Consider the following 15,097-nt stretch of genomic DNA (forward strand, 5'->3'; position numbering starts at 1 on the left):
ATGAACAGCCCACAATCCCTGCCCTCCACCCCGATCCGCTACAGCATCGCCGGTGATGAACACCTCTTTGCGGAAGTATCCGAATCGATGTCGCTGGAAGCCTTCTTCCGCGCCATGGCCATCACCCGCGCCGTGGAGCAACTGGCGCTGCCCGGCGTACTGGATGTGTGCCTGGCCAATGCCTCCTTCCAGATCCGTTTCAACCCCGACCTGATCCATCCGCTGGCTCTGCTGGAACAGGTCCAGGCGCTCGAAGCCAGTACCACTGCCGAACGCCGCATCCAGACCCGCATCATCGAAGTGCCGGTGCTGTATGACGATCCCTGGACCAATGAAACCCAGGCGCGCTTCCGTGACCGCCATCAGGACCCGTCCTCCACCGATCTGCAATACGCGGCGCGCATCAACGGTTATGACGAGGTGCAAGCCTTCATCGCGGCTCATAGTGGCACGCCCTGGTTCGTCTCCATGGTCGGTTTCGTGGCAGGACTGCCCTTCATGTACCAGATGGTCGGGCAGGACAAGCAACTGCAGGTGCCCAAGTACCTGCGTCCCCGTACCGATACGCCCAGGCTGACGCTGGGACACGGTGGCTGCTTCGGCTGCATCTACTCGGTACGCGGCGCTGGCGGCTACCAGATGTTCGGCGTCACGCCCGCGCCCATCTACGATCCGGCGCAGGGCCTGCCCTATCTGCGGGAGTCGATGGTGTTCTTCCGTGCCGGCGACATCGTGCAGTTCAAGCCCATCGACCGTGCCGGGTATGACGCCGCCATCGCGGCGGTCGAGGCCGGCCGTTTCGACCTGCGCATCCGCGCGGCCAGTTTCGATCTCGATGCCTTCCAGGCCGATCCGACAGCCTGCATCCACGCTCTCAAGGAGGCCCTCCATGACGATTAAGGTGAAACAGCCCGGCCTGGCGACCACGGTGCAGGACGGCGGCCGCGAAGGCTACTACCACCTGGGCATTCCGCCCTCCGGCGCACTGGACCAATACGCCCTGCGCAGCGCCAACCTGCTGGTGGGCAACCCCGCCACCACCTCGGCTCTGGAATGCAGCCTGATGGGACCGCAGCTGGAGTTCCAGTGCGATGCACTGGTCGCCGTCACCGGCGCGCGCATGCAGCCGCGCGTGGATGGCAGTGACCGGCCGCTCGATACCGCCTTCAAGGTGCGCAGCGGCCAGGTACTCAGCTTCGACTATCCCAAGGCCGGCGCGCGCAGCTATCTCGCCATCGCCGGTGGCATCGGCGTGCCGCTGGTGCTGGAAAGTCGCGCCACCTATGCGCTGGGCGCACTCGGTGGATGGCATGGCCGCAAGCTGGCCAAGGACGACGAACTGCCGCTGGGCCGCGCGTCCTCGCAGGCCGTCGAAGGGCGTGCCCTGCCGCTGTCACTGGTCCCGGTGTTCGACCGCGAAGCCGCGCTGCGCGTGGTGCCGGGGCTGTACATACATCGCCTCACGGACGACGCCGTGGAGCGCTTCTTTGCCGATACCTGGACCGTGGCTTCGGAAGCGGACCGCATCGGCTACCGCTTCAAGGGCGGCCAGCCCATGCAGTTCCGACCGCGTGAACAACCCTTCGGCGCCGGCTCGGATCCGTCCAATATCGTCGATGCCTGCTACCCCATCGGTTCGATCCAGATCCCCGGTGGCGTGGAGCCCATCGTGCTGTTGCGCGATGCCGTGTCCGGTGGTGGTTACGCCACCATCGGCACCGTCATCAGCGCCGACCTCGACCTGATCGGACAACTGCAACCCAACCACAAGGCGCAGTTCGTGCGCGTGACGCTGGAGCAGGCGCTGGAGGCGCGGCGCCAGTACCAGCAGCGTTTCCTGCGCCTTGGCAGTCTCCTGGGCGGCTGAGACCGTCACAGCCGCACATCCCACCGCTTGATTCCCGCCCGGGCCGGCGCTCATCCGCCGCCCCGGGATGGGCGCGGCTTTGCCTGCAGGTTTTGCATACGCAATTCCATTGGGACTTCGCTTCGGTTTTTTGCTTCGGTTTTTTCGCTTTCGTTTTTCGCTCTCGCCTCTCATCCGCCTCATTGAATCATCGCTTCAACGTCTCAGGAGAAACTGACATGGCCGGCTTATCACAAACGCAGAACAAGGAAATCGACCTCTCCACCCACAGCGTCCCTGCCAGTGCGCGCATGGGCAAACTCTCGCTGACGATGGCCTGGTGGGCCGTCTGCAGCGCGATCTTCTACATCGTCGTGGGAGCCTCGCTGGCGCTGACCTATGGTGCCCGCAATGCCCTCATCGGCATGGTGCTCTCGGTCATCAGCTACGGGCTCATCAATGCCTGCATCAGTCGCTACGCCATGCGCACCGGCCTGTCGGTGGCCTTGTTCTCGCGCATCCTGTTCGGACGGCTGGGCGCCTCGCTGGCCACGCTGATCTTCTTTTCCACCGCGATCTACTATGCCGTCTTCGAGGGCTCGGTGATCGCGGTGGCGCTGCATCATCTCTACCCGTCGCTGCTCTATCCGGTGGCCGCGCTCATTGTGGTGCTCTACAGCGTGCCGCTGGTCTTCGGCAGCGTGCAGCACTGGCTGGACAAGTTCAACGGCGTGCTGCTGCCGTTCTACCTGCTGGGCCTGTTGATGGCCTTGGTGCTGGCGGTGAGCCAGTACGGCTACCAGCCGCAGTGGCTGGACTTCGGCCCGGCCGTGCCGCCGGCCGATGGCTGGTGGAGCTGCTTCACGTACTACATGGGCGTGTGGGTGCTGATGATGTTCACCTTCGACTACGCCCGCTTCGGCAAGCCCGAAGATGCCACGTATCACGGCCGCTTCAATTTCGGCATGCCCTTCTACCTGGTCACCATCCTGCTCAATGGCGCAGCCGGCATCTACCTGGCCAGCAGCATTCCACAGGATGGTCCGGTCTCTGAAGTGTCGGTGGTGATGGCCATCCTCAAGCTCATGGGATTCTGGGGATTGCTCTTCGTCTGGGTTACGCAGACGCGCATCAACACCGCCAACTACTATCTGGCCACGGTCAACATGCAGGCCTTCTTCGGCAACCTGCTGGGCCTGCGCGCCTCGCGTCTGGTATGGGCGGTGGTAGTGGGCGCGGTGGTGTATGCACTGATGCTGGCCGACGTGTTCTCCTACCTGCTCAAGGCGCTGGCCTATCAGGGTGTGTTCGTGGTGGCGTGGGTCGGGGTGGCGCTGGCGCATATTCTCACCACGGGCGACCACGGCACCGCGACCGATGGCACAGCGGGCATCAACCGTGTCGGGCTGGGCGCCTGGTTCTGCGGCGTGGTGCTGGGCTTCGTGCTGATGGAGACGGGCGGCTTCTGGCTGTCGCTGTCGGCACCGCTGACCTTCGTGGCATCGATGGGGGTGTATGCCTTGTTGCAGCAGCGCGCACGGGCAGGGAAAACCTTGCAGGCCGCAGAGTGAGCGACTGATTGCTGTTCATTCGCCGCATGTCTTACGGCAAATACCCTTGCCCCTGCGGCGAATACATCTGTCTCTGGCAAGCTCCCGACGATAGAAACAGGGGCCTTCGAAGAATGACGAGGATCAGGCAGATATTGGGGTAATAGTTCCATTAACTACCCTGTTAATAGATATTATTACCCCATTCGCCCCTTCGTCAGGTACCCATGCTTTCCTTCGCTCCCGCCTATCTAGCAGGCCTGCGTTTCAATAGCGCACAGCTTTCCACGCTGCGCGCACTCGGTGAACATCGCGGCAAGCAATTGCTGTATGCCGCCCAATCCCCCGAGATGTTGAATGATCTGCGCCAGGTTGCCGTGGTCGAATCGACCGAATCATCGACGCGCCTGGAGGGTGTCGTCGTCGCGGCGCACCGGCTCAAGCCACTGGTGCTGAAGAACGCCGCGCCAAAGAGCCGATCCGAGCAAGAGCTGGCGGGCTATCGCGATGCGCTCAATCTGATCCATGAAAGCGGCGAGCACATGCCGTTCTCGGCCAGCACGCTGTTGCAGTTACATGACCGGATGTACCGGTACATGCCCCAGACAGGGGGGCATTGGAAAGGCACCAACAACGACATCATCGAACGCCACGCAGATGGCAGTTCGCGTATCCGCTTCCGCCCGGTCGCTGCGCATCTGACGCCAATGGCGATGAATGACCTGATCGGCGCCTATCGACACGCACTGAATCAACAACTGGCCGATCCTCTGGTGCTGGTCCCGCTGGCGATCCTGGATTTCCTCTGCATCCATCCCTTCCCTGACGGCAACGGGCGGATGGCACGACTGCTGACCCTGCAACTGCTCTATCACTTCGACTACGCGGTCGGCCGCTTCATCAGTCTGGAACGCATCATCGAGGAGTCCAAGGAAAGCTACTACGAAACCCTGGAGGCCAGCTCCCGCCGCTGGCATAAAGGAAAGCACGATGTCGCGCCGTGGCTGAACTATTTCTGGGGCGCCTTGCTGCGCGCCTACAAGGAGTTCGAAGAGCGGGTCGGTACCATCCAGCGCGGACGCGGCGCCAAAGGCGACCGGGTCCGCGCTGAAATCCTCAAGCGCAGGCTGCCGTTTTCCATCTCGGAAATCGAGCTGGCTTGTCCGGGCGTGAGCCGCGACATGGTGCGGGTAGTGCTGCGGACGATGAAAGCAGAAGGCTTGATCGAACCCAATGGCAAAGGGCGCAGCGCGAAGTGGCAACACCGCAAGCGCTCCATCACCCTGGACTGAGGCCAGCGGGACGGGGCCCCGCATGCACAGAATGGAAGCGTCGCGAGCGCAAGCTCAATGCCGCGCCACCCCCAGATAACTCTCCACGATCTTCTTGTCCGCCGCCAGCACCCCGGCTGCACCCTCGCAGACAATCTCGCCCATCTCCAGCACATACCCGTAATCGGCCACCTGCAGGGCCGCGCGCGCATTCTGTTCCACCAGCAAGGTCGCCACACCGGTACTGCGCAACTGGCTGATGATGGAAAGAATTTCCCGCGTGATCAGCGGTGCCAGTCCGAGGCTGGGTTCATCCAGCATCAGCACCTTCGGTTTGGCCATCAGCGCGCGCCCCACGGCCAGCATCTGGCGCTCGCCGCCGGAGAGCGTACCGGCAGCCTGCCTGCGCCGCTCCTTCAGGCGCGGGAACAGCGCATAGACGAATTCCTGCTGATCCAGATAGCCGGACTCGCCATTGCGGCGCCGCTTGTAGGCGCCCAGCAAGAGATTGTCTTCCACCGTCATGGAGGTAAACAATTCACGCTTTTCCGGCACCAGCGACAGGCCGCGTGCGACCCGCTCTTCGACTTCCATCTGGCTCACCTCCTCGCCCGCGAAAGCGATATGCCCGCTGGCCGCCGCCCCCGCTGGCAGTGCGCCCATCATGGCATTGAGCAAGGTCGACTTGCCCGCGCCATTGGGTCCGATGACGGTCACGATCTGGCCGGCACGCAGCGACAAGGCCGCCCCGGTCAATGCCGGCACCTTGCCATAGCGGGCCGAAAGAGCACTGACTTCCAGCAGCACGGGGGCGGTGGTGGCGTGGACCTCGGGCGCGGCGCCGGCAGAGGTCATCATGGTGGCGACGGTGGTCATTGGGCTCCTCCCAGATAGGCTTCCAGCACGGCCGGGTGGACTTGGATCTGGGCCGGCGTGCCCTCGGCAATCTTGCTGCCGAATTCCATGACCACGATGTGGTCGGTCAGTTGCATCACGAAATCCATGTCGTGCTCCACCAGCAGCACCGCCATGCCCTCGCCACGCAGTTTGTCGAGCAAGGCGGCCAGCGCCTGCTTTTCCTGCAGGCGCAGACCGGCAGCGGGTTCATCCAGCAGCAACAGGGCCGGATCGCAACACAGCGCACGGGCGATTTCCAGAATGCGCTGCTGGCCCAGCGCCAGGCTGCCGGCAGGCCGGTCGATCAGCTCGCCCAGTCCCACGCGTTCCAGTTGTCGCCGCGCTTCGCTGAGGATGCGCGCCTCTTCCTTGCGATTGCCGCGCACCAGGCTGGCGAGGATGCCGCGCTGAGGCGCGAACTCGCCGCGCCGGAACGCGCCCATGGCGGCGTTCTCCAGCACGCTCATGCCCGGTACCAGCCGCACGTGCTGGAAGGTGCGTGCAATACCACGGCTGGAGATGGCGCGTGACGACAATCCCGCCAGCGACTGCCCGCGATAATTGAGCTTGCCGCTGGTGATGGACAGCACCCCGGTGACCAGATTGAAGGTGGTGGACTTGCCCGCACCATTGGGCCCGATCAGCCCGACGATCTCTCCGGCCTTGACCGAGAAGCTCACATCATTGACCGCCACCAGTCCACCGAACTGCTTGCGGGCGGCCTCCACCTCCAGGATCACCTCCCCGCGCACCGGCTTGGGAAGCTGCGTCAGCGGGGCCGCATCCACCGGCAACTGACGCGGCAGGCGGCGTGCGAAGCGCGCCTGCACACGTGGCCACAAGCCCTCGTTGGCGAACTGCAGGAAGATCACCAGCGCGATGCCAAAGACGATGGCTTCGAAATTGCCGCCCGTGCCCAGCACGCCCGGCAACCACTCCTGCAGAAAATTGCTCAGCACCGCCAGCAGGCCCGCACCGAGAAGCGCCCCCCACACATGACCGGCACCGCCCACCACCACCATCAGCAGATAGTCGATGCCGTACTTCAGGCCGAAGGGCGTGGGATTGACCGCCTGTTGCAGGTGCGCATAGAGCCAGCCGGAAATGCCCGCCAGCACTGCCGCATAGACGAAGACGACGATCTTCAGCCGGGCCGTGTCCACCCCCATCGCCTCGGGCATCACGGTGCCGAACCTGAGCGCACGCACCGCACGGCCCGCGCGCGAATCGAGGAAGTTGAGCACCGACACCAGCGCCACGATCACCACGGCCCAGATCAGCAGGTACATCGACGCCCCATTGCCGAACGTGACGCTGCCGATGGCAATGGCGGGGATGCCATTGATGCCGTCATGCTTGCCCAGCATCTCCAGATTGCCGAACAGGTAGTACAGCGACAGCCCCCAGGCTATCGTGGACAGCGGCAGGTAATGACCGGAAATGCGCATGGTGAGCGCGCCGATCAGAAAGGCCGACAATCCCGTGAGCGCAATGCCGGCCAGCAGACCCAGCCACGGCGAGAGCCCGAACTGCGTGGTCAGATACGCCGTGGTATAGGCACCGATGCCGACAAAGGCCGCCTGCCCGAAGGAGATCAGCCCGGCCACGCCGGTCAGCAGCACCAGCCCCAACGCGACGATGGCATACAGGCCTACATAGGACAGCAGCGTCACCCAGAACGGCGGCAGGCCCAGCAATGGCAGCGCCAGTACGATAACGAAGAACAGCGCCGGCACGGCGGCGCGATGCGATGTGAATGCAGTCATGGCGGTGTCCTCAGGCTTCTTCGTCGATGTGATGGCTGGTCAGCGAGCGCCACAACAGGATGGGGATGATGACCGTGAAGACGATCAGTTCCTTGAAGGCACTGGCCCAGAAGGAAGAAAAACTCTCGATCAGTCCGACCGATACCGAACCCAGCGCCGCAACCGGATAACTCGCCAGCCCGCCGAAGATCGCCCCCACAAAGCCTTTCAGGGCGATGATGAAGCCCGACTCATAGTTGACGATGGTGAAGGGCGCAATCAGGATGCCGCACAGCGCGCCGATCCCGGCCGACATCGCGAAGGACAGCTTGCCCGCCTGGTTGATGCCCACCCCCACCAGCCGCGCACCGAGGCGGTTGACGGCAGTGGCGCGCAAGGCCTTGCCGGTCAGCGTGCGTTCGAAGAAGAGGTAGATCACGGCGATCAGGGCGGCCACCGTCACCAGCACGATCACGCTCTGGCCCGAGACCGGGCTGTCGCCGAGATTGAATTGCAGCTCGGTGAAAGGCTTGGTGTTGGTCCCTTCCGGGCCGAACATCAACAGACCCAGCCCGACCATCGCCAGATGCACGCCGAGGGAGACGATCAGCAGCACCAGCACGCTCGAATGCGCCAGCGGCTGATAGGCCACGCGATAAATCATCGGTCCCATCGGTACCACGATCAACAGCGCCAGCAGAATCTGCCAGGGCATGGCCAGCGCCTGCAGGTCCATATAAAGCGTCAGTCCGTAGAGCACCAGCGGCAGGCCGATGTGCATGACCAGCAGCAGCGGCAGGCGGCGCAGCAGGCGTGCGCGATTCGCCGCCAGACGCAAGGCGCTGCCCGCCTCCACAGCCAGCGTCACGCCACCGAGCGCTACCAGCAGCAAAGCGGTGCCGGGGGCATGCCCGTTCTGGATCGCCGCCAGCGTCAGCGCGCCGAAAGCGACGAACTCGCCCTGCGGCAGAAAAATCACCCGTGTCACTGAAAACACCAGTACCAGCGCCAGCGACAGCAGCGCATAGATGGCGCCGGTCGTGATGCCGTCCTGGATCAGCACGGTCAGAATGCTCGTATCCATTTGTCTCCTCCTGTCATGACCGGCCGCCGCAGATCGGGCTGCGGCGTGCCGGATAAGCCCGGTTCTTTTCAGAAGTGAACCTTTGGGCTGGGTACCTTGTGTCTGGCGCGATTCCCGCCAGGCACATGAAGCTTCCTGTCAAAAAACGGGAAATGTCACGCGGCCGGTTTCTTGGCCACCAGCGTGAGGATGTCGTAGGAGGCCACCAGTTCGCCCTCCTGATTGCTGACCTCCACATCCCAGGCCACCACACCCTGGCCCTGGCCATTGGCATCCTTCTTGTTGCGGTCGATCTTGCGCTTGCAGGTCAGGCGTGCAGAGAGGGTGTCGCCGATGCCCACCGGCTTGACGAAGCGCAGCGTGTCCAGCCCGTAGTTGGCCAGCACCGGACCGGGCGCAGGCGAGACGAACAGCCCGGCGGCCGCCGAGAGCACGAAGTAGCCATGCGCGATGCGCTTGCCGAAGGGCGACTGGCGCGCCGCGACCTCATCGAAGTGCATGTAGAAATGGTCGCCCGAGAGGCAGCCGAAATTGACGATATCGGCCTCGGTGACGGTGCGGCGATGGGTGGTGAGCGAATCGCCGATCTGCAGATCCTCGAAGTAGTGACGGAAGGGATGGATATCCGACTCACGCACCTGCGCGCCCCGCACGTGCTCGCCGACGACCGCGGCCAGCATGGTCGGCGAACCTTGCACGGCGGTACGTTGCAGGTAGTGCTTCACGGCGCGCGAACCACCCAGCTCCTCACCGCCGCCAGCGCGGCCCGGACCGCCATGCTTGAGCTGCGGCAGGGGCGAACCGTGGCCGGTGGATTCCGGTGCGGCTTCGCGATCCAGTACCAGCAGACGGCCATGCCAGGCCGCCGCCACCGGAATGGCGCGCGCCGCCACCGCCGGGCTGCGCGTGACCAGGCTGGCCACCAGGCTGCCGCGTCCGCGTGCGGCCAAGGTCAAGGCTTCGTCAAGATCGTCGTAAGGCATGAGCGTGCTGACCGGACCGAAGGCTTCCACTTCATGCACCGGACTGCCTGGGGAGGTATCGCGCGCCAGCAGCAGCGTGGGCGCGAAGAACGCGCCCTCGGCCACGCCCTCGCCTTGCGGCTGGAAGCTGCCCTCCGCGCCGAGGATCAGTTCGGCACTCTGCTTCAACAGGGCCACGCGCTCCTGCACGTCGCGCTGCTGCGCCAGCGAAGCCAGCGGGCCCATGCGCACCGCTTCCAGCGCCGGATCGCCGGTGACGATCTTGGACAGGCGCGCCGCCAGTTTCTCGGCCACCGCATCGAGATGCTGGCGCGGCACGATGGCGCGACGAATCGCCGTGCATTTCTGGCCGGCCTTGGTGGTCATCTCGCGCGCCACTTCCTTGACGAAGAGATCGAACTCTTCATCGTGGACCGTCACGTCCGGACCGAGGATGGCGCAGTTCAGCGAATCGGCTTCGGCATTGAAGGGAATCGAATTGGCGATCAGGTTGGGATGCGCGCGCAGTCTGGCCGCCGTATCGGCCGAGCCGGTGAAGGTCACCACGTCCTGCGCCTGCAGCCGGTCCAGCAGGTCGCCGGTGCTGCCGATGACCAGTTGCAGCGCGCCTTCGGGCAAGAGCCCCGATTGCTGGATCAGGCGCACTGCAGCTTCGGCGAGGTAACTGGTGGCAGTGGCCGGCTTGACGATGCAGGGCATGCCGGCCAGGAAGGTCGGCGCGAATTTTTCCAGCATGCCCCAGACCGGGAAGTTGAAGGCATTGATGTGCACGGCCACGCCACCGCGCGGTACCAGGATGTGGGTGCCGGCAAAGCGGCCCTGCTTGCCCAGCGGCAGGGCCGGGCCTTCATGGACCAGGTTGGAGGACGGGAATTCATTGGTGCCGATGCTGGCATAGGTGAACAGGGTGCCGGCGCCGCCTTCGATGTCGATCCAGCTGTCGGTGCGGGTCGCGCCCGTGTGGGCGGAGACGGCGTAGAGCGTTTCCTTGTGTTCCATCAGGTACTTGGCCAGCGCCTTGAGGATCGCGGCGCGCTGCTGGAAGTCCAGCGCCATCAGGGCGGGCAGACCCTTCTTGCGGGCGTGTTCCAGCGCTTCGCGGAAATCGATGGCTTCATCGTGGGTGCTGGCGACGGGGCGGCCATTGACGGCGCTGTGCAGCGCCTGGGACGGGGTTGCGCCGAGCCAGCGGCCGGCGATGAAACTCTGGAGGAGGGGTGGTCGGGTGGTCATTGGAGACTCCTGATGAGGGATAAGGAATGAACAGTTTCAAGATCGGACGGCAGCTGTTGGAGAACTGCGTGCGCATTGTTCAATGCATCCGACGTTGGTCTAAAAAATGCTCCGCTAACCGTTGGACCTGAGGTGGCCCTGCGGGCCGTATCGAAGACGCTGCGGAGCTTGTACCGTCGTCACGCCTTCGATACGCGGCTACGCCGCTACTCAGGTCGAACGGTCAGTGGGGGCTGCAAGTGCAATCGCTACAGGCCCTCAGGGCTGGTACTGCCAGGCGCCATCAACGATCTTGACCATCACCGAAGCCCGCTGATCCAGACCCAGATGATCGGTGGCCGACATGTTGTAGACGCCATGCACGCCCGTGACTTCCTTGGTGGCTTCCAGCGCATCACGCAGGGCCGCGCGGAATTCCGGCGTGCCCGGCTTGCCGCGCTTCAACGCCACGGGAATGGCTGACTGCAGCAGCACGCCCGCATCCCAGGCATAGCCGCCGAAGAGCGACACGCTGTCCTTGCCGTGGGCGGCTTCGTACTTCGTGGTGTAGTCCAGCGCGACCTTGCGGATGGGATTGTTGAGCGGCAGTTGCGCCGCCACCAGAACGGGACCGGCAGGCAGCAGCGTGCCGTCGAGCATCTTGCCGCCCACGCGCAGGAAGTCGGCATTGGCCACGCCGTGGGTCTGGTAGATCTGGCCCTTGAAGCCGCGTTCCTTCAAGGCGCGTTGCGGCACCACGGCCGGTGTGCCGGAGGCGGCGATGAGGATGGCGTCGGGCTTGGCCGCGACCAGCTTCAGGGCTTGCGCGGTAGCGGAAGTATCGTTGGGCGCGAAGCGCTCATTGGCGACCAGTTCCAGTTTCTTGAGACCGGCGGCCTTCTTGAATTCTTCATACCAGCCTTCGCCGTAGGCATTGGCATAACCGATGAAGGCGATGCGCTGGTAGCCGCGCGCCACCATGTCCTTGGCAATAGCCAGCGACATCATGATGTCGTTCTGCGGGGTCTTGAAGACCCACTTCTTCTTCGCATCCATGGGCTCGACGATGCGCGCGGCCGCCGCCAGCGAGATCATCGGCGTCTGCGCTTCGGCCGCCACTTCGCTCATCGAGATGGAATTGGGGCTGATCGACGAGCCCACGATCACATCCACATTGTTTTCGGTGACGAAGCGGCGCGCATTCTTGACCGCCTGCGTGGTATCGGAGGCGTCATCGAGGACGATGTAGTTGATCTTCTGCCCGGCGATGGTGGTGGGCAGCAGCGCAATGGTGTTCTTCTCGGGGATGCCCAGCGAGGCGGCCGGGCCGGTGGTGGACACGGTGACGCCGACGTTGATGTCGGCGTGTGCAGCGAGCGCGCAGCCGGCCAGGGCCAGCGCGAGCAGGGGGCGAGCGAACTGCATGAAGGTCTCCTTGATGTGTTGTCATTGTGGTGCTGCATGCCTGCAATGACGCCACCGCTCAAGGGTTCACGTCATCGTTTCTTCTTTCCCGCGCCGTCCAGGCTCACGGCGCCGATTCCGCCAAACAGCAGCTCCGACACGACCACCGCCATGCGTTCATGGGTCAGTTCGCCCTCGGGCTTGAACCACATGAACATCCAGTTGATCATGCCGAACAACAACATGGCCAGCGGCTTGCCCATGCGGCTGCGGTCCAGTTCCGGCCGCACCGCGCACATCGCGTCGGCCACCGCCTTGACCACTTTGCGCTCGCCGTTGAGGATGCGCTTCTGGTCGGCCGGTTCCAAAAAGCGCACGTCCTCGGTCAGTACACGATGCTCGTTCTGGGCATCGCGGTATTCCTCCACGAAGCGCTGGATCAGCAGGCGCAAGCGCGGCTCGGGGTCCAACTCCTGCTGCGCGACTTCATCGACCAGGCCGCACAGGCGGTCGATGTGGTCCTCGCAGATGTGCATCAGCAACTGATGCTTGTCGGCAAAGTAGTGATACAGCGAGGCCTTGGACAGGCCGCAGGCCAGCGCCACTTCATTCATCGATGTGCCCACGAAACCATTGCGCGCAAACAGGGCCGCTGCCTGTTCGACGATGGTCTCGCGCTGGTTGTCATATCCCGCTGCACGCTTGCGTGGCATAAGTGCGTCCTCTTCGATATCTCTGCAAAAGTCATGATTGTGCCGTAAATCAAAACTCTGGCGAAACATCTCCGATCTGCCTGCACCAACCGCCCGGCCTTCCCGATCCGTCAATGCACTTTCTGACCGGTCAGAAAAAATCTTCAAAACATTATTGACCAACCGGTCGGTCGAACTTATTATTCCTCAAAAAACAGCGACAGGCAAATGGTTTTTCCGCGTGGCCGGAAGAGCCGGCAAAGGAGACAGCAATGCCTTGTTATTCGATGGAAGGCGTGATCCCGGTAGTCGATGCGACGGCCTACGTGCATCCCACGGCGGTACTGATCGGCGACGTCATCGTCGGGCCCGGCTGCTATGTCGGCCCGGCGGCCTGCCTGCGCGGCGACTTCGGCCGCATCGTGCTGGAGCGTGGCGCCAATGTGCAGGACACCTGCGTGATCCATGGTTTCCCCGGCCACGCGACGGTGGTGGAAGAAAACGGCCACATCGGCCACGGCGCCGTACTGCACAGCTGTACCGTCAGGCGCGATGCGCTGGTGGGCATGAATGCGGTGGTGATGGATGAGGCGGTCGTGGGCGAACAGGCCATCGTGGCGGCCTGCGCCTTCGTGCGCGCCGGCATGCAGATTGCCCCGCGCACGCTGGTGGCGGGTGTGCCGGCCAAGGTGGTACGCGAGCTGTCGGACCAAGAGATCGCCTGGAAACAGGAAGGCACCCGCACCTATCACGACCTGGCCCGGCGCAGCCTGCACAGCCTGCGCGAGGTCAGCCCCTTGCGCGAGATCGACGCCGACCGGCCAGCGCTGGCTGCGCCGATGGTCGAGCCGCTGATTGCGGCGAAGCGGGCTTAGCAGCGGACATAGCAGCGGACTTAGCGGCGAAATTAGTAACCGAAGTTACCAGTTTTCATTTTTCAGTTTTTTAAGTATTCAGTTTCAGGCACCCGAAGCGGGCCCAGGCGGCCAGGATCTCGTTCGTCCGTCGTCCATCGTCCGGCGTGCCATTTTCCATGGAGAAGCACCATGTATGCACAACTCGTAGAAACCGGACTGTCCAAGGTGCGCAGCATCGAGGACATGTCCCCCGAAGAGCAGGCCTTCCAGGCACGCATCGATGCAGGCGTGAAGATCGAGCCCAAGGACTGGATGCCCGAAGCCTATCGCAAGACTCTGGTACGCCAGATCTCGCAACACGCCCACTCGGAAATCGTCGGCCAGCTGCCCGAGGGCAACTGGGTGACGCGCGCACCCACGCTGGAGCGCAAGGCCATCCTGCTGGCCAAGATCCAGGATGAGGCCGGCCACGGTCTGTATCTCTACAGCGCCGCCGAAACCCTGGGCGTGTCGCGCGACGACCTGCTGGCCGAGCTGCATGCGGGGCGCGCCAAGTATTCCAGCATCTTCAATTATCCCGCCCTCAGCTGGGCCGACATGGGCGCCATCGGCTGGCTGGTGGATGGCTCGGCCATCATCAACCAGATCCCGCTGTGCCGCTGTTCCTTCGGCCCCTATTCGCGCGCCATGGTGCGCGTGTGCAAGGAAGAATCCTTCCACGCCCGCCAGGGCTACGACATCATGCTGGCGCTGTGCCGCGGCACACCCGAGCAAAAGCAGATGGCGCAGGATGCGCTGAACCGCTGGTGGTGGCCGGCGCTGATGATGTTCGGCCCCTCCGACGCCGATTCGGTCAACAGTGCGCAGTCGATGCAATGGCGCATCAAGCTGTTCTCCAACGATGAACTGCGCCAGCGCATGGTGGACCAGACCATCCCGCAGATCGAATACCTGGGCCTGACCGTGCCCGACCCCGACCTCAAGTGGAATGCCGAACGCGGCCGCTACGACTTCGGCGCCATCGACTGGGACGAATTCAACAACGTGGTGCGCGGCAACGGCCCCTGCAACCGCGAACGCCTGGCCACCCGCAAGAAGGCCTACGACGACGGCGCCTGGTTCCGCGATGCGCTGGTGGCGCATGCCGACAAGCGCGCCGCGCGCAAGGCGGCCTGAGCCGCCGACACTCCCTTTTTTTGCATCGCTTCATCTCACAACCATGCCAGTGGCCGCCAGCCAAGCACGGCGGCCCGCCAACAAGGAAACGCATCATGAGCAAGGAATGGCCTCTCTGGGAAGTCTTCATCCGCAGCCAGCACGGTCTGGCCCATAAACACGTCGGCAGCCTGCATGCCCCCGATGGCGAGATGGCCATCAACAATGCCCGCGACGTCTACACCCGCCGCAACGAAGGCGTGGGCATCTGGGTGGTGCGCGCGGCCGATATCGTCTCCTCCAGCCCCGGCGACAAGGCGCCGCTGTTCGAACCGGCCAACAGCAAGGTGTATCGCCACCCGACCTTCTTCCCCATGCCGGCTGAACTGAAGAACCTGTAA

The 15,097-nt window shown here is 63.8% G+C and carries 13 protein-coding genes; 7 read left to right on the top strand and 6 right to left on the bottom strand.

The features are described from left to right. From AACH55_RS21450 to AACH55_RS21465, 4 genes are all read left to right on the top strand, one after another. Positions 1-900 carry an allophanate hydrolase subunit 1 gene (locus AACH55_RS21450; protein WP_338716655.1) on the top strand — a complete coding sequence of 300 codons (900 nt, stop codon included), beginning with the start codon at positions 1-3 and terminating at the stop codon, positions 898-900. Then, positions 890-1,867 (top strand): biotin-dependent carboxyltransferase family protein, encoded by a 978-nt coding sequence (locus tag AACH55_RS21455; protein ID WP_338716656.1) that lies wholly within the window; start codon positions 890-892, stop codon positions 1,865-1,867. Before AACH55_RS21450 ends, AACH55_RS21455 begins: the two co-directional genes overlap by 11 nt. Before the next feature lie 218 nt (positions 1,868-2,085). Then, the gene (locus AACH55_RS21460; RefSeq protein ID WP_338716657.1) at positions 2,086-3,417 is read left to right on the top strand and encodes an allantoin permease; all 1,332 of its coding nucleotides are present in this window, start codon (positions 2,086-2,088) and stop codon (positions 3,415-3,417) included. A 206-nt stretch (positions 3,418-3,623) separates the two neighbouring features. After that, on the top strand, positions 3,624-4,688 hold the full coding sequence (locus AACH55_RS21465) for a Fic family protein (protein ID WP_338716658.1): 1,065 nt from the start codon (positions 3,624-3,626) through the stop codon (positions 4,686-4,688). A 54-nt stretch (positions 4,689-4,742) separates the two neighbouring features. Here AACH55_RS21465 and AACH55_RS21470 read toward each other — a convergent pair whose 3' ends face one another. The 6 genes from AACH55_RS21470 to AACH55_RS21495 all read right to left on the bottom strand — a co-directional run bounded on the left by AACH55_RS21470 (position 4,743) and on the right by AACH55_RS21495 (position 12,705). Beyond that, entirely contained in the window at positions 4,743-5,525 is a 783-nt protein-coding gene (locus tag AACH55_RS21470) for an ABC transporter ATP-binding protein (RefSeq protein WP_338720380.1), read from the bottom strand. 14 nt (positions 5,526-5,539) lie between these two features. Further along, positions 5,540-7,330 (bottom strand): branched-chain amino acid ABC transporter ATP-binding protein/permease, encoded by a 1,791-nt coding sequence (locus AACH55_RS21475; RefSeq protein WP_338716659.1) that lies wholly within the window; start codon positions 7,328-7,330, stop codon positions 5,540-5,542. 10 nt (positions 7,331-7,340) lie between these two features. Next, positions 7,341-8,393, bottom strand: a complete 1,053-nt coding sequence (locus AACH55_RS21480; RefSeq protein ID WP_338716660.1) for a branched-chain amino acid ABC transporter permease — start codon at positions 8,391-8,393, stop codon at positions 7,341-7,343. A gap of 155 nt (positions 8,394-8,548) precedes the next feature. After that, the gene (gene paaZ / locus AACH55_RS21485; protein WP_338716661.1) at positions 8,549-10,609 is read right to left on the bottom strand and encodes a phenylacetic acid degradation bifunctional protein PaaZ; all 2,061 of its coding nucleotides are present in this window, start codon (positions 10,607-10,609) and stop codon (positions 8,549-8,551) included. A 258-nt stretch (positions 10,610-10,867) separates the two neighbouring features. Continuing rightward, complete coding sequence (locus AACH55_RS21490; RefSeq protein ID WP_338716662.1) at positions 10,868-12,013, bottom strand: ABC transporter substrate-binding protein; 1,146 nt, start codon at positions 12,011-12,013, stop codon at positions 10,868-10,870. Between the two features lie 71 nt (positions 12,014-12,084). After that, the gene (locus AACH55_RS21495; protein ID WP_338716663.1) at positions 12,085-12,705 is read right to left on the bottom strand and encodes a TetR/AcrR family transcriptional regulator; all 621 of its coding nucleotides are present in this window, start codon (positions 12,703-12,705) and stop codon (positions 12,085-12,087) included. A 251-nt stretch (positions 12,706-12,956) separates the two neighbouring features. Between AACH55_RS21495 and paaY the strand changes: the two genes are divergently transcribed. From paaY to paaB, 3 genes are all read left to right on the top strand, one after another. Next, positions 12,957-13,559 (top strand): phenylacetic acid degradation protein PaaY, encoded by a 603-nt coding sequence (paaY, locus tag AACH55_RS21500; protein ID WP_338716665.1) that lies wholly within the window; start codon positions 12,957-12,959, stop codon positions 13,557-13,559. A gap of 171 nt (positions 13,560-13,730) precedes the next feature. After that, the gene (paaA, locus tag AACH55_RS21505) at positions 13,731-14,717 is read left to right on the top strand and encodes a 1,2-phenylacetyl-CoA epoxidase subunit PaaA (RefSeq protein ID WP_338716666.1); all 987 of its coding nucleotides are present in this window, start codon (positions 13,731-13,733) and stop codon (positions 14,715-14,717) included. Between the two features lie 95 nt (positions 14,718-14,812). Next, positions 14,813-15,097, top strand: coding sequence for a 1,2-phenylacetyl-CoA epoxidase subunit PaaB (gene paaB, locus AACH55_RS21510; RefSeq protein ID WP_008332574.1), 285 nt, complete (start codon positions 14,813-14,815; stop codon positions 15,095-15,097).

It is taken from the genome of Herbaspirillum sp. DW155 (assembly GCF_037076565.1).
Classification (GTDB): Bacteria; Pseudomonadota; Gammaproteobacteria; order Burkholderiales; family Burkholderiaceae_D; genus Herbaspirillum.